The organism is Acinetobacter sp. P1(2023), from assembly GCF_028367635.1.
Taxonomy (GTDB): domain Bacteria; phylum Pseudomonadota; class Gammaproteobacteria; order Pseudomonadales; family Moraxellaceae; genus Acinetobacter; species Acinetobacter pittii_E.
This window is the reverse complement of record NZ_JAQNDD010000008.1, coordinates 1-19,398: the sequence shown is the minus strand read 5'-3', so window position 1 is coordinate 19,398 and position 19,398 is coordinate 1. Positions and strand designations below refer to the sequence as shown.

At 40.2% G+C, this 19,398-nt stretch carries 18 protein-coding genes and 4 pseudogenes; 15 read left to right on the top strand and 7 right to left on the bottom strand.

The annotated features are described in order from the left end of the window. The first annotated feature begins 81 nt into the window (after positions 1–81). The 8 genes and pseudogenes from atpB (at position 82) to POD11_RS12525 (ending at position 6,744) form a co-directional block, all read left to right on the top strand. Positions 82–957, top strand: a complete 876-nt coding sequence (atpB, locus tag POD11_RS12560) for a F0F1 ATP synthase subunit A (protein ID WP_016142501.1) — start codon at positions 82–84, stop codon at positions 955–957. Positions 958–1,041: 84 nt separating this feature from the next. Then, positions 1,042–1,287 (top strand): F0F1 ATP synthase subunit C, encoded by a 246-nt coding sequence (gene atpE / locus POD11_RS12555; protein ID WP_000424060.1) that lies wholly within the window; start codon positions 1,042–1,044, stop codon positions 1,285–1,287. A 38-nt stretch (positions 1,288–1,325) separates the two neighbouring features. Continuing rightward, positions 1,326–1,796, top strand: coding sequence for a F0F1 ATP synthase subunit B (locus tag POD11_RS12550; protein ID WP_001024691.1), 471 nt, complete (start codon positions 1,326–1,328; stop codon positions 1,794–1,796). Between the two features lie 12 nt (positions 1,797–1,808). Beyond that, a complete protein-coding gene (locus POD11_RS12545) occupies positions 1,809–2,345 on the top strand; it encodes a F0F1 ATP synthase subunit delta (RefSeq protein ID WP_002114070.1) in 537 nt (178 codons plus the stop codon). A 46-nt stretch (positions 2,346–2,391) separates the two neighbouring features. After that, positions 2,392–3,936, top strand: a complete 1,545-nt coding sequence (gene atpA / locus POD11_RS12540) for a F0F1 ATP synthase subunit alpha (RefSeq protein WP_002114049.1) — start codon at positions 2,392–2,394, stop codon at positions 3,934–3,936. Between the two features lie 77 nt (positions 3,937–4,013). Next, positions 4,014–4,883 (top strand): F0F1 ATP synthase subunit gamma, encoded by an 870-nt coding sequence (gene atpG, locus POD11_RS12535; RefSeq protein WP_002114131.1) that lies wholly within the window; start codon positions 4,014–4,016, stop codon positions 4,881–4,883. Positions 4,884–4,913: 30 nt separating this feature from the next. Then, positions 4,914–6,307, top strand: a pseudogene (atpD, locus tag POD11_RS12530) (F0F1 ATP synthase subunit beta). Between the two features lie 17 nt (positions 6,308–6,324). Continuing rightward, positions 6,325–6,744 (top strand): F0F1 ATP synthase subunit epsilon, encoded by a 420-nt coding sequence (locus tag POD11_RS12525; protein WP_002114076.1) that lies wholly within the window; start codon positions 6,325–6,327, stop codon positions 6,742–6,744. A gap of 57 nt (positions 6,745–6,801) precedes the next feature. Here POD11_RS12525 and POD11_RS12520 read toward each other — a convergent pair whose 3' ends face one another. The 4 genes from POD11_RS12520 to POD11_RS12505 all read right to left on the bottom strand — a co-directional run bounded on the left by POD11_RS12520 (position 6,802) and on the right by POD11_RS12505 (position 10,205). Beyond that, positions 6,802–7,398, bottom strand: a complete 597-nt coding sequence (locus tag POD11_RS12520) for a hypothetical protein (protein ID WP_262457353.1) — start codon at positions 7,396–7,398, stop codon at positions 6,802–6,804. A gap of 140 nt (positions 7,399–7,538) precedes the next feature. Continuing rightward, positions 7,539–8,084, bottom strand: coding sequence for a glutathione peroxidase (locus POD11_RS12515; RefSeq protein WP_016142499.1), 546 nt, complete (start codon positions 8,082–8,084; stop codon positions 7,539–7,541). 120 nt (positions 8,085–8,204) lie between these two features. Beyond that, positions 8,205–8,969: an AraC family transcriptional regulator gene (locus POD11_RS12510; RefSeq protein ID WP_016142498.1), complete on the bottom strand. Its 765-nt coding sequence runs from the start codon at positions 8,967–8,969 to the stop codon at positions 8,205–8,207. 21 nt (positions 8,970–8,990) lie between these two features. Next, a complete protein-coding gene (locus POD11_RS12505; RefSeq protein WP_262457352.1) occupies positions 8,991–10,205 on the bottom strand; it encodes an MFS transporter in 1,215 nt (404 codons plus the stop codon). A 135-nt stretch (positions 10,206–10,340) separates the two neighbouring features. Between POD11_RS12505 and POD11_RS12500 the strand changes: the two genes are divergently transcribed. Beyond that, positions 10,341–10,994, top strand: a complete 654-nt coding sequence (locus POD11_RS12500) for a TetR/AcrR family transcriptional regulator (protein WP_262457351.1) — start codon at positions 10,341–10,343, stop codon at positions 10,992–10,994. Positions 10,995–11,097: 103 nt separating this feature from the next. Beyond that, positions 11,098–12,018: a DMT family transporter gene (locus tag POD11_RS12495; protein WP_016142495.1), complete on the top strand. Its 921-nt coding sequence runs from the start codon at positions 11,098–11,100 to the stop codon at positions 12,016–12,018. Between the two features lie 390 nt (positions 12,019–12,408). On the opposite strand, the gene POD11_RS12490 is transcribed toward POD11_RS12495, so the two are convergent. The 3 genes and pseudogenes from POD11_RS12490 to POD11_RS12480 all read right to left on the bottom strand — a co-directional run bounded on the left by POD11_RS12490 (position 12,409) and on the right by POD11_RS12480 (position 15,336). Next, entirely contained in the window at positions 12,409–12,978 is a 570-nt protein-coding gene (locus POD11_RS12490) for an L-threonylcarbamoyladenylate synthase (RefSeq protein WP_016142494.1), read from the bottom strand. 50 nt (positions 12,979–13,028) lie between these two features. Then, positions 13,029–14,161, bottom strand: a pseudogene (gene dprA, locus POD11_RS12485) (DNA-processing protein DprA). 20 nt (positions 14,162–14,181) lie between these two features. Then, a complete protein-coding gene (locus tag POD11_RS12480) occupies positions 14,182–15,336 on the bottom strand; it encodes a LysM peptidoglycan-binding domain-containing protein (RefSeq protein ID WP_262457350.1) in 1,155 nt (384 codons plus the stop codon). A gap of 122 nt (positions 15,337–15,458) precedes the next feature. Here POD11_RS12480 and def point away from each other — a divergent pair, with 122 nt between their 5' ends. From def to POD11_RS17635, 5 genes and pseudogenes are all read left to right on the top strand, one after another. Next, positions 15,459–15,989 carry a peptide deformylase gene (gene def / locus POD11_RS12475; protein ID WP_262446778.1) on the top strand — a complete coding sequence of 177 codons (531 nt, stop codon included), beginning with the start codon at positions 15,459–15,461 and terminating at the stop codon, positions 15,987–15,989. A 43-nt stretch (positions 15,990–16,032) separates the two neighbouring features. Next, complete coding sequence (locus tag POD11_RS12470; protein ID WP_239970356.1) at positions 16,033–16,458, top strand: DUF2946 family protein; 426 nt, start codon at positions 16,033–16,035, stop codon at positions 16,456–16,458. A gap of 72 nt (positions 16,459–16,530) precedes the next feature. Then, positions 16,531–18,644 (top strand): annotated as a pseudogene (locus tag POD11_RS12465) (TonB-dependent copper receptor). A 53-nt stretch (positions 18,645–18,697) separates the two neighbouring features. Next, positions 18,698–18,910: a hypothetical protein gene (locus POD11_RS12460; protein WP_016142488.1), complete on the top strand. Its 213-nt coding sequence runs from the start codon at positions 18,698–18,700 to the stop codon at positions 18,908–18,910. 156 nt (positions 18,911–19,066) lie between these two features. Continuing rightward, a pseudogene (locus POD11_RS17635) lies at positions 19,067–19,221 on the top strand (TetR/AcrR family transcriptional regulator); the annotation flags it as partial. Positions 19,222–19,398: the final 177 nt, after the last annotated feature.

Sequence of the window (19,398 nt, the reverse complement as noted above, 5' to 3'; positions counted from 1 at the left end):
TTGGAGGGTAGCGAGATATCGACAGTGCGCCGATGTTCGTTTCCCTTCTTTTTAGTAATTGACATTGACCAGGTGTGATTTATGGCTGCTGAAGAACATGCCCTCACTTCGACAGAGTATATCAAGCATCACTTGACCAATATGACCTATGGCAAAATGCCAGACGGTACATGGAAATTGGCTGAGACTGCTGAAGAAGCTCATTCGATGGGGTTCACTGCAATTCACTTGGATTCAATGGGTTGGTCAATTGGCCTTGGTGTTATTTTCTGTTTGTTATTCTGGATCGTTGCGAAAGCTGCTAATGCAGGTGTTCCAACTAAATTCCAGTCTGCAATTGAAATGATCATCGAGTTTGTTGACTCAAGTGTCCGTGATACTTTTCATGGCAAATCACGTTTAATCGCTCCGCTTGCACTCACTATTTTCGTGTGGATTTTCCTCATGAACTTAATGGACTTGATCCCAGTTGACTGGATTCCTCAAGTTGCAGCGTTTGTAGGTGCAAACGTATTTGGTATGGACCCTCACCACGTTTACTTCAAGATCGTTCCATCTACAGATCCAAACATTACTTTAGGTATGTCTTTATCTGTATTTGTACTTATCTTGTTCTACAGCATCCGCGAAAAGGGTGTTGGTGGTTTCGTTGGCGAGTTGGCACTTAACCCATTTAACCCAAGTAACCCAGTTGCAAAAGCGTTGCTTATTCCAGTGAACTTGATTTTGGAATTGGTAACATTCCTTGCTCGTCCGATTTCATTAGCTCTCCGACTATTCGGTAACATGTATGCCGGTGAGTTGATCTTTATCCTAATTGCTTTATTGCCGTTCTGGATTCAATGGGCGTTGTCTGTGCCTTGGGCGATCTTCCACATTCTTGTAATCACGTTGCAGGCATTCATCTTTATGATGCTTACCATCGTTTACTTGAGCATGGCAAGCGAAAAACATTAATGGTATTGCCTAACTATCAAATGATGGTTGGGCTGAATTTTTTTAATTTAATTTGGTAATAACCTAACCTCTGAGGAATTTTTCATGGAACTCACTTTAGGTCTAGTTGCAATTGCATCTGCTATCTTGATCGCTTTCGGTGCTTTGGGTACTGCGATTGGTTTTGGTCTTTTGGGTGGTCGCTTTTTAGAAGCTGTTGCTCGTCAACCAGAATTGGCTCCACAACTTCAAACTCGTATGTTCTTAATCGCGGGTCTTCTTGATGCTGTGCCTATGATCGGTGTTGGTATTGGCTTGTTCTTCATCTTCGCTAATCCATTTGTAGGTTAATCATCTTAATTCCTAAATCCACTATTTGAGGAATTGCAATGAATATCAACCTCACATTGATTGGTCAAGCGATTGCGTTTGCATTCTTTGTTGCATTCTGCATGAAGTTTGTTTGGCCACCACTAATCAATGCGATTAGTGAGCGTCAGCGTAAAATCGCTGATGGCTTAAATGCAGCAGAAAAAGCGAAAGCTGACCTTGCCGATGCACAAGCGCAAGTTAAGCAAGAGCTTGATGCAGCTAAAGCACAAGCGGCTCAATTGATCGAACAAGCGAACCGTCGTGCAGCGCAATTGATCGAAGAAGCTCGTACTCAAGCTGCGGCTGAAGGTGAGCGTATTCGTCAACAGGCTAAAGAAGCTGTTGATCAAGAAATCAATTCTGCTCGCGAAGAATTACGTCAACAAGTAGCTGCTTTGGCAGTAACTGGTGCAGAAAAAATCCTGAACCAGCAAGTTGATGCAGAAGCTCATAACGCCATGCTGTCTCAGCTGGCTGCTAAACTTTAAGCGAGGCGAATTATGGCTGAACTCTTGACGTTGGCACGTCCGTATGCCAAAGCAGCATTTGCTTATGCTTCTGAGCAAGGTGCAACAGACAATTGGTCGAATGCGTTACAAGTGCTCAGTGCTGCGGTGCAAGACGAAGCATTTTCCGCTTATTTAAATCGCCCTGAACTTACTCCTGCGGAGCAAGTGAAGCTTTTTGCTAAAGTTTTAGGTGAAGATCAATCTCAAGCAGTGTCTAACTTTTTGACACTTCTTGCAGATAACGATCGTTTAATGTTGTTACCTGAAATTGAAGCAGAATATGAACAGCTTAAATCACAGAATAACAACAATGTGGATGTCGTGATTGAATCGGCTTTCCCGTTAACTGCTGAACAAGAGCAACTGTTGAAATCTGCTTTAGAAAAGCGTTTTAACAGCACAGTAACTGTTTCAGTTGAAGTTAAACCTGAGCTTATTGCAGGTGTTGTAATTCGTGCAGGCGATCAAGTGATAGATGATTCTGCGCTTAACAAGCTTGAAAAAATGCGTACTCGTCTTCTTGCATAATGCAAATGATGAAGACTGAACTAATAAAAGATTGAGGAATAGCGCAATGCAACAACTGAATCCATCCGAGATCAGTGCGCTCATTAAACAGCGTATCGGAGATCTGGACACCAGCGCGACCGCTAAAAACGAAGGTACCATTGTTATGGTATCCGACGGTATCGTGCGCATTCACGGTCTTGCTGATGCAATGTACGGTGAAATGATCGAATTCGACGGCGGCTTATTTGGTATGGCACTGAACCTAGAACAGGATTCAGTGGGTGCCGTTGTTTTAGGTAACTACCTAAGCCTTCAAGAAGGTCAAAAAGCTCGTTGTACAGGTCGTGTATTAGAAGTTCCAGTTGGTCCTGAACTTCTTGGCCGTGTTGTCGACGCTTTGGGTAACCCAATTGATGGTAAAGGCCCAATTGATGCGAAATTAACTGATGCTGTTGAAAAAGTAGCACCAGGCGTAATTTGGCGTCAATCTGTAGATGAGCCTGTTCAAACTGGTTATAAATCAGTTGATACAATGATTCCTGTTGGCCGTGGCCAACGTGAGTTGATCATCGGTGACCGTCAAACTGGTAAAACAGCGATGGCGATCGATGCGATTATCGCTCAGAAAAACTCTGGCATTAAGTGTGTATACGTTGCGATTGGTCAAAAACAATCAACAATTGCTAACGTTGTACGTAAGCTAGAAGAAACTGGCGCTATGGCGTATACAACTGTTGTCGCTGCTGCGGCTGCTGATCCTGCTGCAATGCAGTACTTAGCTCCGTACTCTGGCTGTACAATGGGTGAATACTTCCGTGACCGCGGTGAAGACGCTCTTATTATTTATGATGATTTGTCTAAGCAAGCTGTTGCTTACCGTCAAATTTCATTACTTTTACGTCGTCCACCAGGTCGTGAAGCGTATCCAGGTGACGTATTCTATCTTCACTCACGTCTTCTTGAGCGTGCTTCTCGTGTATCTGCTGACTACGTTGAGAAATTCACTAATGGCGCAGTAACTGGTCAAACTGGTTCTTTAACTGCATTGCCAATTATTGAAACTCAAGCAGGTGACGTATCTGCATTCGTACCAACGAACGTAATTTCGATTACTGACGGTCAGATCTTCTTAGAAACATCATTATTCAACGCAGGTATTCGTCCTGCTGTGAACGCGGGTATCTCTGTATCTCGTGTTGGTGGTTCTGCTCAAACTAAGATCATCAAAAAATTGTCTGGTGGTATCCGTACCGCTTTAGCACAATACCGTGAATTGGCTGCGTTTGCTCAGTTCGCTTCTGACCTTGACGAAGCAACTCGTAAGCAACTTGAACATGGTCAACGTGTAACTGAGTTAATGAAGCAAAAACAATATGCTCCTTACTCAATTGCTGACCAAGCTGTTTCTGTTTATGCATCTAACGAAGGCTATATGGCTGACGTAGAAGTGAAGAAAATCGTAGACTTTGATGCTGCGTTAATTTCTTATTTCCGCTCAGAATATGCTCCGTTGATGAAACAAATCGATGAAACTGGTGATTACAACAAAGACATCGAAGCAGCAATCAAAGCAGGTATTGAAAGCTTTAAAGCGACTCAAACTTACTAAGTTTAGTTTTAGTTAAGTTTGGTTCACGGATCAACCTTCGGAAGCTCGAAAGAGCTTTCGAATACTAGGTTAAGCGTATGGCAAATTTAAAAGAAATTCGCGCCAAAGTAGCTAGTATCAAGAGCACGCAAAAGATTACTCGCGCGATGCAAATGGTAGCTGCTTCTAAAATGCGTCGTGCGCAAGAGCGCATGGCTCAGGGCCGTCCGTATGCCGATAATATGCGCCGTGTAATTGCTCACTTGGTACAAGCAAACCCTGAATACAAACACCGTTATATGGTTGACCGCCCAGTTAAGCGTGTTGGCTATATCGTAGTGTCTTCAGATCGTGGTTTGGCAGGTGGCTTGAACATTAACTTGTTCAAGAAAGTTGTGCAGCATGTCAAAGCACAACAACAGCAGTCAATTGAAGTTGAATTTGCTTTAATTGGTCAAAAAGCGGTTTCGTTTTTTAAGAATTACGGCGGTAAAGTGCTCGGTGCAACTACCCAACTTGGCGATGCGCCGAGTTTGGAACAGTTAACTGGCTCAGTCCAAGTTATGCTTGATGCATTTGATAAAGGCGAATTAGATCGTATCTATCTCGTATCAAATGGCTTCGTTAATGCAATGACTCAGCAGCCTAAAGTAGAACAACTTGTTCCTTTAGCACCAGCAGAAGAAGGCGATGATCTCAACCGTACTTATGGTTGGGACTATATCTACGAACCAGAAGCAGAAGAATTGTTAAATGGTTTGTTGGTTCGCTATATCGAGTCTATGGTTTATCAAGGTGTGATTGAAAACGTTGCATGTGAGCAGTCAGCTCGTATGGTCGCGATGAAAGCAGCGACAGACAACGCAGGACAATTGATTAAAGACCTACAACTCATTTACAACAAGCTGCGTCAAGCCGCGATTACTCAGGAAATTTCCGAGATCGTTGGCGGTGCCGCTGCCGTTTAACATTATTAAGTTTGAATTGAGGAGACAGCAATGAGTAGCGGTCGTATCATTCAGATCATCGGCGCGGTTATCGACGTCGAGTTTGAGCGCAATAGCGTTCCTAAGATCTATGACGCTCTCCAAGTTGACGGTACTGAAACTACATTAGAAGTTCAGCAACAGCTTGGCGATGGTGTTGTTCGTACCATCGCAATGGGTTCTACAGAAGGTCTTAAACGTGGCCTTAATGTAACTAGCACAAATGCACCGATTTCTGTTCCAGTAGGTCCAGCTACGCTTGGTCGTATCATGGACGTTTTGGGTCGTCCTATCGATGAAGCAGGTCCTGTAGCGACTGAAGAACGTTTGCCGATTCACCGTCAAGCACCTTCTTATGCTGAACAAGCAGCTTCTACTGATCTTTTAGAAACTGGTATTAAAGTAATTGACTTACTTTGCCCGTTCGCAAAAGGTGGTAAAGTTGGTTTATTCGGTGGTGCGGGTGTTGGTAAAACCGTTAACATGATGGAGTTGATCAACAACATCGCTAAAGCTCACTCAGGTTTATCTGTGTTTGCTGGTGTTGGTGAGCGTACTCGTGAAGGTAACGACTTCTATCACGAAATGAAAGATTCTAACGTTCTTGACAAAGTAGCAATGGTCTACGGTCAGATGAACGAGCCACCAGGTAACCGTTTACGCGTAGCGTTAACGGTTTGACTATGGCTGAATACTTCCGTGATCAAAAAGACGAAAATGGTAAAGGTCGTGACGTATTATTGTTCGTCGACAACATCTACCGTTATACACTTGCGGGTACTGAAGTATCAGCATTGTTAGGTCGTATGCCATCTGCGGTAGGTTACCAACCTACACTTGCAGAAGAAATGGGTGTTCTTCAAGAGCGTATTACATCTACTAAATCTGGTTCGATCACATCGATCCAAGCAGTATATGTACCTGCCGATGACTTAACAGATCCATCTCCTGCAACTACATTTGCTCACTTAGATGCAACAGTAGTATTGAGCCGTGACATCGCATCTTCTGGTATCTATCCAGCGATCGATCCACTTGACTCAACTTCACGTCAGTTAGACCCATTAGTTGTTGGTCAAGAGCACTATGAAATTGCGCGTGCAGTACAAAACGTATTGCAACGTTATAAAGAGCTTAAAGACATCATCGCAATCTTGGGTATGGATGAGTTAGCTGAAGAAGATAAATTGGTTGTTTACCGTGCGCGTAAAATCCAACGTTTCTTCTCTCAACCATTCCACGTAGCTGAAGTGTTTACTGGTGCTCCTGGTAAATTAGTACCGCTTAAAGAAACGATTCGTGGCTTTAAAGGTCTATTAGCTGGTGAATACGATCACATCCCAGAACAAGCGTTCTATATGGTTGGTGGTATTGACGAAGTGATTGCTAAAGCTGAGAAACTCTAATTTAAGGAGATCATCTCATGGCGACTATGCAATGTGATGTCGTAAGTGTTAAAGAGTCTATTTACTCTGGCGCAGTAACGATGTTAATCGCGAAAGGTGCTGGTGGTGAACTTGGTATTTTGCCAGGACATGCTCCACTAGTAACCTTGCTTCAACCGGGCCCAATTCGTGTTCAGTTGGAAAATGGTACAGAAGAAATCGTCTATGTATCTGGCGGTGTTTTAGAAGTTCAACCTCATGTTGTAACGGTTCTTGCAGATACTGCAATCCGTGCTGACAATTTGGATGAAGCTGCAATTTTAGAAGCTCGTAAAAATGCTGAACAATTGCTTGCAAACCAAAAGAGTGATTTGGACTCAGCTGCTGCGTTGGCTGCCTTGGCAGAAACCGCTGCACAGCTTGAAACTATCCGTAAAATCAAAAACCGCGCACTCTAATTGCCGGTTTGAGATTGAAAAAGCCACCATAAGGTGGCTTTTTTTATGAGTTAATTTTTAATATTCAGTTTTTGAATCCGATTTTTCATCCCCAGCCATAATCATGGAAGCAAGTTTCACCATGTCCATTTGAATGGTATTAAGCTGTTTTTCAATTTGGTCAAAATCAATTTGATCTAATTTCCCATTCAGTAACGGCATGCTAAGAGCTTGTTGATTGGCACGTAATAAACTTTGGCGAATATTTTCAATTTCCTGACTTTTGATATCTAAAGTCAGAAGAGCTTGATTTAATCCTTGTAATTGCTGTTTTAAAGTTGTGACTGTAGTTTTTAATTCGTTCTTATTTTTATCTTGGATCGCTTGCTCAACATCCAGCTGAGTATCTTTAAGTTGTTCAACATAGTCACCAGCTTTAATCTGTAAGTTAGCAGCATCACGGACCATATAAAAAATATTACCGCTTTTAAGTTCAGTTTTATTAGGGGCAATATCGGACTCTTGTTGCTCAAGAGGTTGGTCAGATGATTGTTCAGTTATCTCAGTCTTTTCTTGATCATTAGCATGGTCTTGTGCTTGATCACACCCCAGTAAAAGCATGCCTGAGGCAAAAATTACAAAAGGAAGAAATGCGCCCTGTAAAACTTTTTTCATAACTACAAACAACATCAAATAAAGCAAATAGGTACTATAGGCATAAAATATGAAGAAAGATTGTATTTTTGCAAACTAACAACATTTGCGAGGATAATAAAAAAGAGCGTATAAAACGCCCTTTTTCACGTTTAAAAATTTTATTTTGCTAATTCTGCTTCAACTGCTTTAACAATTTGTTCGTCGTCTGCTGTTATGTTTGGAGCAAAGCGAGCCACGACTTCACCATTCTTATTAATCAAGAACTTTTCGAAATTCCATAAAACTTCTGGAGCAGGATTGGTTGGAATACCTAAGCCTTCTAAACGCTCACGGAAAGGGCCTTCACCAGTACGTTCTGGTTGAGCGGCTGTCAAAGCTTGGTAAAGTGGATGCTTGTCTTCGCCGACTACAGAAACCTTAGAAAATAAAGGGAAATGAACATCATAATTTAATGAACAAAATTGCTGAATTTCTTCATCAGAGCCCGGTTCTTGCTCTTTAAAATTATTTGCAGGGAAACCTAAAATTTCAAGACCCTGATCTTTTTTTGCTTGATAAAGTTTTTCTAAGCCTTCGTATTGTGGAGTTAAACCACATTTAGAAGCAGTATTTACAATAAGTAGAACTTTACCTTTATATTGTTCAAGATCAACCGTTTCGCCTGAAATAGCTTTTACTGGAATGTGATATACAGATTGTGTCATGAGTCTTTCCTAAAGATTGTAATTGATATCAAGTAACGCATTTGTTTTAACTGCTATTGAGGGGTAGTGCAATAATATTCGTGTTCAAAAAAGAAAAAGTTTTTAAAGATAATCTGAATTCTAGTTATTTCTGATTTGGATAGGCGTTTGCCCAGTGTAACGTTTAAAAAACTCAATAAAACTTGAGCTATGTTGATAACCTAAATCGTATGCTAAACGCTTGATAGGCGTTCCTTGGCGAATCTGATGAATGGCATAAACAATTTTGGCCCGATTTCTCCATTCGGATAACGAAAGCTGAAGCTCTTGTTGACTCAAACGTAATAAGTGACGATCACTTACTGAAAAGTTCTGAAGCAACTGCTGTAAAGAGTGATTAAAAAGTAAAGGATCTGAAAGTTTTTCTAGAATAGGCAATAAAACAGGATGACGCGTTTGCGGTAAATAATGTGAATATGCAGGGGCTTGTTTAAGTTGATCGAATAAAACTTGTAAAAGATGTTCTAAGTATTCAGGTTGTTCGGTTTGTTTTTGCTGTTCTAAAATTTGGAGGACTAAGGTTCGAAAGAAAGGCTGAATACTAAAACATTTACATACGTTACCTAAAATAGAGCAGAGGCTAGGGTGTAGTCGAATACAGATATAATGAATTTCATGGTCGATATGAGTAGATTGATGAACTGTTTGAGGAGGAATCCAAAGTCCATAGCTTGGAGGAGATAAGTAGATTTGTTCCTCTACTTGCATTTCCAAAATGCCATTCAAACTAAAATTAAAATCTCCCCAGAGAGATGCATGAGGACGAACAATATCTTCTTTTTGGTATAGAAATTCATGAACTTCTATACTGTTCAATAAAGAAAATGCTTGGTCCTCATTGTTCATTTATATGCTCTAACTCATATTTTAATTTTCACAAGTAGCTTTAGGATTATTTAAGCCTTTTGCTAAGGTGAATGTACTTAGTAATGCTAAGGCAACGAAGCTTAATACACCATAAATTAAAGTATTTTCATTGAAATGATCAACTACATAGCCGCCTAATAAAGAACCTGTTGCAATCATTACCTGAAACATACCCACAAAAAGAGGCATACCTTTTTCAACGGCATTTGGTGCATGTACAAACATCCAAATATTGGCAGAGGTAGGGAAAGCGCCAAATGCGAATCCCCATAAAGCTGTTAAGACAATAGCACCAAACTCATGGACAGCAAAAAGAGGGAATCCAAAAAATACGATTGCGAAGCATGTACCGACAAAAGCTAATGTATAACGGACATTTAGGTTGCCACTATATCCGGCAAACGCATTTCCGAAAATACCTGCAATTCCATAGAGCAATAATAATGAACTAATGGTTGTGCCATTAAAACCGGCAACATTTTTAAAGAAAGGGGCTAAATAGCTATAGGCACAGAAATGAGCAAGTCCAATCAGTAAGACAATTAACATACCACTACTTGCTTTGGGCGTACGTAATAGTGCTGGTAAGTCTTTCAAGTGAATTGCCGAGTCCGGTACAAGTTTAGGTAAAAAGATTAATTGTAAGATTAAAACAATTAAGCCAATGCCTGCTGTAATTCCAAAAGCACTACGCCAGCCATAAAATTCACTTAGCCATGTTCCAATAGGCACACCTAGAACTGTAGCAAAAGTTACACCTGCCATCACGACCGCAGTTGCTTTAGCAATAGGAAGATGCGAAGGAGCTAATTTCCCACTTAAAGCAATTGCTGTCGCCCAGAAACCACCAATTGAAATACCTAAAATTAAACGGCTCAACAATAAAACATGAAAGTTTTCAGCAAAGGCGGTAATGGTATTGGCAATCACCATAATGGCTGTCAGCAAGATAAGTACATAACGCCGATCAAGTTGTTTTACAGATACAGGCAATAGAGGTGCCGCAATTGCTGCCATAATGCCGGGTACAGTAATAATCAGGCCTGCTGTACCTACAGAAATATTTAAATCAGTTGCGACACTATTTAAAACACCAACAGGTAAAAATTCACTTGTTACTAATGCAAATGCAGCAATAGAAACGGCCAAAATAGCAAACCAGCTCCCTTGAGTGGAGGTCGTGGGTCGCGCTTTAGAAATAGAAGATTGGTCCATAGGAGATCCTTACTTGTCTAAATTTGGAGTAAAGAAAGGCAATTTATTAATTAACTAACGATCATTATGAAAATAAAATAGTTGATAAAAAATCGAACGTCAATTAATTTAATAACGATTGTTATAAAAATAGATGTGATCTTTATGACAAATAGGCATGAAACAGACCTTGTTGTTACTGAAGAAACGCTAAAAAAGAAGCGTGGGCGTCCTAAATGCTTTAATGAGCAAGAGGTTTTGCAAAAAGCAATGTTGCTCTTTTGGGAGCATGGCTATGAAGCCACATCTATTAGTGACTTAACGCAAGCTTTAGAAATTACAGCACCGAGTTTATATAGTACCTTTGGGGATAAGGCAGGGCTGTTTTATCAAAGTATTGATTACTATTTGGCTCATGAAGCATGCCCCATAGAAACCATTTTTTTAGAAGCAAAAACGGCAAAAATCGCTTTTGAGTTATATCTTTATGACAATGTAAAACGCTTAATTCAACCGAATAAGCCCGCAGGTTGTATGTTGGTGGTTGCTGCCATGAATTGTTCTGATGCCACTCAAGATGTGCAGCAAAACCTATTGGATAAACGCATAAAGACCAAAGAAAAATTATTAAAACGTCTTCAACAAGGTGTCGAGCAGGGTGATTTATCTGCCAATGCTCCTCTACAGGAAATGACAGATTTTTATGCTACGGTCATTCAAGGCCTTACTATACAGGCCAGAGACGGCGCGAGTACTGAGCAATTGCATAAAGTTGTAGAGCATGCCATGAAAGCTTGGACATTATTTTAAAAAGGGCGATGTCCTAAGTTCAATATCAATGTCGGAAATACGATATTTCAATTTATTAAGACATTCTCCAAAATAAAATCTCTTTTGTAGAGGGTGCATTGCTATGAGTCAGGTCATGAAATATCACAAATGGGCATTTATTTTTCCCATTTTGGCAGTACTGATTTGGTCTTTAAATATTGTAGTCACCCGCTATGTTTCGGATTATATCTCGCCGGTAAGTATTAGCTTCTATCGGTGGTTAATCGCTTTTATTATTTTGACTCCCTTTATGTTTTTGCCTGTTTGGAGACAAAGACAACTGGTAAAACCATATTTACCTAAGCTTGCTGTGCTAAGTGCATTTGGGATGGTACTTTATCAAGGTTTAGCTTATACGGCTGCCCATTATACCAGTGCAACCAATATGGGAATTGTGAATGCATTTATTCCTATTTTTACGATCTTTGTTTCGCTTGCCATTTTAAAAGATGTGCCTAACCGCTTTGCAGTTTTTGGCAGTATTTTGTCTTTTGCAGGCTTGCTATATGTCATGTCCCAAGGAAATATTAATAAGTTATTAAGTGGTGGCGGGCATCTTGGTGATGCGTTAATGATTATTGCCGTATTCTTCTATGCATTTTATGGGGTTTTCCTGAAAAAATGGCAGTTACCTCTACCAATTATGACAAGTTTATATGTTCAGATTGGATTTTCTGTAATATTTCATATTCCTTTAATTCTTTGGTTTGGGCTTGATGCTTTAAATGTAGAAAATGCGCCAAGCGCTATTTATGCGGGCGTATTTGCTTCTCTCATTGCGCCGTTAGTTTGGATGTTAGCCGTTCAACAGCTTGGTCCTAATAGAACAAGTATTTTTATGAACTTGGTTCCTGTTTTTACAGCAGTTATTGCAAGCGTCTGGTTATCTGAACAGTGGACCATTTATCATACGCTAGGTGGGATTGTTATCTTAATTGGTATTATCATGGCTCAAAAGAAGGTCAGTCCTAAAAAGAGTGAATTAATCCAAGAGCAAAACTAAAGTCGGGTAAAAAAACTATGGCATATTTTGAAAAAAACTGATGAAAATATGCCATTTTTTTCTTAGTTAAAGTTTTTCTATATGATTTATAAATAGTTTATAAAAATAGTTTGAAATATAAATATTAAAAAAGCCGAGCAAAAATATTAATATAATTTTAATTTATAAGCGAAAACTTGCAAATTCCCTACACTTTTCATGCTTTTTTTAGAGAAATAATATATTTCTCTCATTTGATCTCTTACTACATAATAGCGACCACTACGAAAGACGTGCTTTTTTGCAAATTATCTTTCGTTGCAGAGATATTCAAACCCTCTGGATGTGGTATATACCCATCCTTTTTTATGCTCAGTTATCCCTATATAACTGAGCTTTTTTTTGTCTGGATTAGGCGCGAATAATCTCTCCAGTAAGGGCATTAATAATTCTACTTGGTTGCTGACTTTGGCCTAAGTCACCATTGAGATAGTTTAATTGTGAACCAAAGTATTGGCAGGCATCTTGTAGTGAGTGAGCAGGTTCTTGCCCACTTGGGTTAGCACTCGTCGAGACAATAAATCCATGAAAAGCATTGCATAATGCTACACATAAAGGATGAGTGGTGACTCGAACAGCAACAAGCGGATGTTTACCTTTAATCCATGAAGGAATATGTTCACCAGCAGGTAATAGCCAAGTTGTCGCTCTTTCTGAAGGTTGATGATTCGTCCAACAATCAATAATTTCTTGCTGGGTTGTTTGAGGGAGCGAAGTGAGCAAGTGCTCAACTTGGCTAATATGGCCTGCTAATAGAATTACGCCTTTTTCAATAGGCCTTTGCTTGAGTTCAAGAATCTTTTGAAAAGCTTGCTCATTAAAAGGGTCGCAACCTAGCCCCCAAACTGCCTCAGTTGGATATGCCAAAACTTGACCTTGTTGTAAACATTCGGCTGCTTCGGTAACTGAGGTGGTAATCATGGTAATACTCTTCCTTTCAATCAGACAGAATTTTATTGTGCGCTCCGGTACTAAGAACGACAACGTAAATACAACCCTGATTGTTGCATACATAAACCAAGTAGTTCTAGTTCCATCAGTGAAGAGGTGAGTTCTGCTACAGGTTGAGAGTGATGCAAAACAAGCTGGTCAATATCTTGTCCAACCCAGTCTAAAGACTGATAAAGGCCAATTAAATGCTCAGGAATTTCTGGGGCGCAAGAAACTATTTCTTCCTCAGTTGAGTTCTGTTGCTGACTTTGCCATTGGGTGGGTAACGCAAGGTCTTCAATAATCTGCTCAGGATGATCAACTAAAATTGCTCCTTCCCGAATGAGTTGATGACAACCTTGATGAAATTCACTGTAAATATGACCAGGAATAGCAAATACGGTTTTACCTTGTTCGGCTGCTTTGTCGCAGTAATGAGAGAACCACTCTTTAATGTAGCTTCTACCACTAACACGCCTAAACTTAAACCACTGACAATTCGGTTCCGACGGGGAAAATGCTGTTGTAATGGTGGGGTCCCCGGTAAAAACTCAGTAATAATGGCGCCGTTTTGAGCCAAAATCTGTTCGGCAAGTTTTTTATTTTGAGCAGGGTAGGTACTATCTAAACCTGTTCCGGTCACTGCAATGGTACGTTGATGTGCGGCAGCTCCTTGATGAGCAGCTTCGTCAATCCCATATGCCAAGCCACTACTTACATAAAATCCTTTTTCACTTAAGTAATAGGCAAAATCATAAGCAACCTGACGGCCGTGTGGGCTTGGTTTTCGACTACCGACAATCGCAATTTGTGGTTGCAATAAGGCTTGTGCCTGACCTTTTCCAAAAATGATAGGTGGGTGATCAGTATAAGGTAGTAATTGAGTGGGATAGCCTGAGTCATCTGCCGTTAAAATAAAGTCAGTATGTTGATGAATCTGTTGAACCAGTTTTTCAAACTGAGCTTGACCTTGAGCGGTTTGAAATTCATCTACGCGTTTTAAATGATTGGCGTGTAAACCAAGATTAGACCACTGTGCTAATCCATTTGGCTGGACTGCTTTTTCACAGTGACCAAAATAATCAATAATTTTTTTAAAACTAACTAAAGAGTGCTGCACCAAATACCACACTTTAAGCGTGTGGTAATGGTGTGAAGAAAGTTGAGTAAGCATTTTAAAAGGTACATCCAGCGTTAATCATTAAAGCGAGGCGGCTGAATGCTTGAACCAACTTTAATTGGTAAATCGCTTTCTAATACGTAGGCATAACTCAACTGATCAAAGGTTCTAAAAACCATTAGGCTACCAATTTGTTGACCAGGTAACTTTATTGATTCCTTAGTTTTAGGATCGCGAATAGTTTCGCCTTGCTGCGTAATATCAAAAACTTGGCCTACTTGAACACCTTGAGTTGTACCGCGGTCCAAAGTCACCACACTATTTTTGGCAGCTCTACCAATTGAGCCCATGACACGAATGATTTTGCCGGCATCTGGCACTTGAGTAGCGTCCACTGGATAAAATAAAGTAGGCAATGTAGCCTCTTCTTCTGGCATAACCCGATCACCACGACGTACTTCAGAATCGTAGCTGTCAGTTAACTCAAGCGTGGTAATGTCTTTTTCCGAAGAGATAGCAATCCCCGAGGCAACTTGTTGTAACTCAATACCTAGACTATGCTTTTTGCCTTTATTATCTGTGAAATAATAAGGTTCACCTTCACGGTAGACGGCATAACGTTGACCATCAATCAAACCTTGTCCGCGTGCATAAATAGTTTGACCTTTTGCTGCAAGTACTCGTTGATCGGCAGTACCTACTACATAAGGAGTATGTTCAATTGCGTCAGCTGGCAGAATAGTGCTGTGTTCTAACCACTGCTTGATATGTTCAAGAGGAATAACAGGGATGTTATTGTTAAGTGACTCTACACGAACTTGAGGTTGTAAATTTGTCATTTGGCCTGTGTAACGGCGAATAATGCCGACACAACCGTCTCCCTCATCTTTTCCAACCAACGGCCGGCCATCTAAACTACATAGCAGTAGTCGATCACCTGGATAAATCCAATGCGGATTTTTGACATGCTGATTATTTGCCCAAATTTCAGGCCAGCGCCAAGGTTTACTCAGAAAGTGACCGGAAATATCCCAGAGCGTATCTCCCCGTTTTACTACGTAGACATGTGGTGCATTACTTTTAAGAGAGGGTGGATTATGGTTCGGACTAGCAGCATAAACCTCTGCTACCGTACCGAATGCAACCCCTGTAAAAAGTGCCAAAGCAAGTAAATGCTTTTTTATCCCCAAAGCATGAAATTGAACCATGCCGTCAAAAACCTTTTTCATTATGATAATTCCTAAAAATTATGCGTGCAGATGCGTTATAATAGGCGGCTAACACACAATTTTTCGATGAAGTATTTCCTTCATTTGGTTTTTTAATCAATGGCATAAGTGAGGACGTCAGTATGGCCTTATTACCTATTTTAAGTTTTCCTGATCCCCGTCTTCGTACCATTGCTAAGCCTGTTGAAGAAGTTACTGATGAAATTCGTCAACTTGCAGCAGATATGCTTGAAACCATGTATGCCGCACCGGGTATTGGTTTAGCAGCTTCACAGGTCGATCGTCATATTCAGCTTATCGTCATAGATTTGTCTGAATCTAAAGATGACCCGATGGTTTTCATTAACCCCAAAATTACTCCACTGACAGAAGATACGCAGCAGTACGAAGAAGGCTGCCTATCGGTGCCACAAATATACGACAAAGTTGAGCGTCCGTCACGTGTGAAAATTGAGGCAATTAACCTTGAAGGTCAAGCATTTGAGATAGAAGCTGATGGACTTCTCGCTGTTTGTATCCAACATGAAATGGATCACTTAAATGGCAAATTATTTGTGGATTATTTGTCGCCACTTAAACGTCAACGTGCACGAGAAAAAGTTGAAAAAGTTGTTCGTCAACGTGAGCGTGAAAAAGTTGCAGTAAAACGTTAAAAATTTCTATTCTTGAAACATGAATATAGTGTGGATGTGATTTTTGGTTTTTCGTAGTGGGTTACTGCTTGCATGTGCAGCAGTATTTTTACAGATTGCGGTGTTTCTACAGCCGCTATTACCGAAGCAATATCAAATTGCTCCGGTCTGTGAAACTATTACCCTTGCTTTGCTTAAACCCAAAGCACAGACAGAAATCATGTCGCATACCATGCATTCGCATCATGAACATCATATTGAACAAGCACAAACCTCTGGGCAACATGATCATCATGATGCAAATCACCAGTGTCAGTATTGTACCGTCTATGCCAATTTGGTTTTACCCCCTGAATTTGGTGTAAAAGAAGTTTTAGTCCGCATACAAGTCCGCTTAGTCGCCTATCAACAAGCATTTCGACATGTTTACTTTGCGCTACAGCGACTTTTTCTACTCCCGCAAGGGCGCGCACCGCCTCTATTTGCATAAATAAAAGCAATTTTTTGTTGGGGTCTTAACTGACTTCAATATCACTTTATTTATGTTTTAGAGCGTATAAAAATGCCACATTCTAAATTCTTATTACAACCGTTATGGGTTGCGATGCTTGCTGCCTCTCATTCGGGTCTAGTTTTTGCTGATTCAGAAAAAAATGATGTTGATACCAATGCTCTTCATTCATTGGCTCCCATCGTTGTTACCGCACAACAAGGCAACGATGCAAATGGTCCGATCGTACATGCAGATCCAAAGCAACCGATTCAGCCAGTCCCTGCTACGGATGGGGCAGACTATCTGCAAAGTATTATGGGATTTAACTCGATACAAAGCGGTGGAACAAATGGTGATGTGACATTCCGAGGTATGTTTGGTTCACGCATCAAAATTTTGACTGATGGAACTGAAAACTTGGGTGCATGTCCAAATCGTATGGATGCTCCAACTTCTTATATCTCTCCAGAAAGTTATGATCGCATTTCTGTGATTAAAGGCCCACAAACGGTCCAATATGCCAATACAGGTTCGGCAGCTACGGTACTTTTTGAACGTCAACCTGAGAAACTCACCTCTGAAAAACCTTATCGTGGGCAAGCGAGTGTCTTACTAGGTTCATATGGGCGTATTGATCATAATGTTGAAGCGGCATTGGGTGATGAGAAAAAATATATCCGTTTAAATGCCAACCGTTCAGAATCCAATAGTTATCAAGATGGTGATGGCAATACCGTGCCCTCAGCATGGAAAAAGTGGAATGCAGATATAGCGCTTGGCTTTACTCCAGATGAAAACACGTGGGTCGAACTCACTGGTGGAAAATCTGATGGTGAATCGCTTTATGCTGGACGTTCAATGGATGGTTCTCAGTTTGCGCGTGAAAGTTTAGGTCTACGGTTCGAAAAGAAAAATATCACTAACGTCATTAAGAAAATTGAAGGGCAGGTGAACTACAGCTATAACGACCATATTATGGATAACTTTAGCTTACGTACTCCGCCATTAGTTGAAATGAATCATGGTGGTATGACTATGCTCATGCCGAACGCGATGGCAATGCAAGTAACGCGCCGTACACTAAACTCGCGCTTAGCCATGACTTCTGAATGGAATAAGTGGAGTTTAATTACAGGTGTAGATTCTCAATTTAATAAACATGGCGGTAGCATGTCATCGCCAAATATGCCTTCTATGAATGTTCCATATCGTCAAGATATGCGTTTTCAATCATACGGTACTTTTGGTGAACTTGGTTATCAATGGAACGATCTCAACAAATTGGTTACAGGTGCACGTTTAGATCGAGTCACAGTTGAAGATGAACGCGCTAACTCTCAGGCAAAAGGCTTTAATACTAAACTTGAAAAGACTTTACCGAGTGCATTCGTTCGCTGGGAAAATCAACATCCTGAGCATGATCTAAAAAGCTATATCGGTTTAGGTTATGTAGAGCGTATGCCGGATTATTGGGAGCTTTTCTCGCCTAAACATGGTAATGCTGGTTCAACCAATACTTTTAACGGTGTGAATCCTGAGAAAACATTACAATTGGATATGGGTTTCCAACAACAACATGGTGCTTTAAATACATGGGCTTCTGCTTATGCAGGCTTAGTAGATGACTACATTTTAATGAGTTACCACCATCATCCAAGTATGGGAATGGATGGGCATGACATGAGCCATGATATTACTGCGGGTGCCAAAAATGTCGATGCAACCATCGCAGGCGCGGAAGCGGGTATTGGATATCAATTTACCGATCATATTCAGGCAGATTTGAGTGCCATGTATGCGTGGGGTAAAAACACCACAGATGACAAACCGCTACCTCAAATTTCACCTTTAGAAGGTCGCTTAAATATTCGCTATGTAGCTGACAAATATAATTTAGGCCTGTTGTGGCGAGCTGTTGCTGAGCAGAACCGCGTGAGTCTACATCAAGGTAACATCGTGGGGTATGACCTCAAACCAAGTAAAGGTTTTTCAACTCTTTCTTTAAATGGAAGTTACAACCTTCGTAAAGATATTGATGTCTCTGTTGGTGTCGATAACGTTTAGATAAAACCTACACCGAACACTTAAACAAAGCGGGGAGTGCGGGCTTTGGATTTGCGAGTGAAGAGCAGTTCAATAATACCGGAAGAAATTACTGGGTTCGTATGAGCATGAAGTTTTAATAAGCTTAACGAATTAGATGAACTGAAATTATTAACTTAATGAGAGAAATGAAATGACTAATAAATTATCGCCTGAACAGTCTTGGTGGGGATGGAAGTTACTGATTGTAGCTTCTATCTTAAGCTTATTGTTTATGATCGTTTTTTACTTAGCAATTAACAATGAACCTGACTACATGCCAAGTCAAAAAAATAAGCAGATGATGGAGTCACATGAGCAAATGAATCAAGCTGAAATGCACATGCACAGTTCATCAGCTCAATAAGCTCTTTAAAATTTGAAAAAGGAAGCGTGGTTAACAGGCTTCCTTTTTTATTTTTAGGTTTTAAAAATTATTGAGGCATTCTCGCTAAGATTTTTGCTTTACTTTGATTCTAATAAAACTTTAAACCAAATTTTGTATAGGGCGGATGGGGCATCGGACTTCGAAAAGGTGCAGCATAAATCCTTTGTAATTATTAATAAGGCGCTTTTTTCCCTGATACATTATGAGAGTCATAAAATTTTCTTGATTTAGAACAACAGCTTAAGCTGGAATTAATGAGCATAATACTTATATATTTAAGTCAAAAATAAAAAATTAAAATAATTTTTAATATAAAACAAAGGTTTAGATGGGTGGTTGATTTAAAAGTAAACGCTCGAGTCATTAATTTTTAATTTTCGCTTGCAAAGGGGATGAGATGGTCTATAATGCACATCCATCGGCGGTGATGCGGATAGAAACTTGTTGAAAAACAGTTACTTGTGATT

What these genes read in the sequence shown, in the direction of transcription:
- atpB (WP_016142501.1), top strand. Translation starts at nt 82, where the DNA reads ATGGCTGCTGAAGAACATGCCCTCACTTCGACAGAGTATATCAAGCAT.
- atpE (WP_000424060.1), top strand. Translation starts at nt 1,042, where the DNA reads ATGGAACTCACTTTAGGTCTAGTTGCAATTGCATCTGCTATCTTGATC.
- POD11_RS12550 (WP_001024691.1), top strand. Translation starts at nt 1,326, where the DNA reads ATGAATATCAACCTCACATTGATTGGTCAAGCGATTGCGTTTGCATTC.
- POD11_RS12545 (WP_002114070.1), top strand. Translation starts at nt 1,809, where the DNA reads ATGGCTGAACTCTTGACGTTGGCACGTCCGTATGCCAAAGCAGCATTT.
- atpA (WP_002114049.1), top strand. Translation starts at nt 2,392, where the DNA reads ATGCAACAACTGAATCCATCCGAGATCAGTGCGCTCATTAAACAGCGT.
- atpG (WP_002114131.1), top strand. Translation starts at nt 4,014, where the DNA reads ATGGCAAATTTAAAAGAAATTCGCGCCAAAGTAGCTAGTATCAAGAGC.
- POD11_RS12525 (WP_002114076.1), top strand. Translation starts at nt 6,325, where the DNA reads ATGGCGACTATGCAATGTGATGTCGTAAGTGTTAAAGAGTCTATTTAC.
- POD11_RS12520 (WP_262457353.1), bottom strand. Translation starts at nt 7,398, where the DNA reads ATGAAAAAAGTTTTACAGGGCGCATTTCTTCCTTTTGTAATTTTTGCC.
- POD11_RS12515 (WP_016142499.1), bottom strand. Translation starts at nt 8,084, where the DNA reads ATGACACAATCTGTATATCACATTCCAGTAAAAGCTATTTCAGGCGAA.
- POD11_RS12510 (WP_016142498.1), bottom strand. Translation starts at nt 8,969, where the DNA reads ATGAACAATGAGGACCAAGCATTTTCTTTATTGAACAGTATAGAAGTT.
- POD11_RS12505 (WP_262457352.1), bottom strand. Translation starts at nt 10,205, where the DNA reads ATGGACCAATCTTCTATTTCTAAAGCGCGACCCACGACCTCCACTCAA.
- POD11_RS12495 (WP_016142495.1), top strand. Translation starts at nt 11,098, where the DNA reads ATGAGTCAGGTCATGAAATATCACAAATGGGCATTTATTTTTCCCATT.
- POD11_RS12490 (WP_016142494.1), bottom strand. Translation starts at nt 12,978, where the DNA reads ATGATTACCACCTCAGTTACCGAAGCAGCCGAATGTTTACAACAAGGT.
- POD11_RS12480 (WP_262457350.1), bottom strand. Translation starts at nt 15,336, where the DNA reads ATGAAAAAGGTTTTTGACGGCATGGTTCAATTTCATGCTTTGGGGATA.
- def (WP_262446778.1), top strand. Translation starts at nt 15,459, where the DNA reads ATGGCCTTATTACCTATTTTAAGTTTTCCTGATCCCCGTCTTCGTACC.
- POD11_RS12460 (WP_016142488.1), top strand. Translation starts at nt 18,698, where the DNA reads ATGACTAATAAATTATCGCCTGAACAGTCTTGGTGGGGATGGAAGTTA.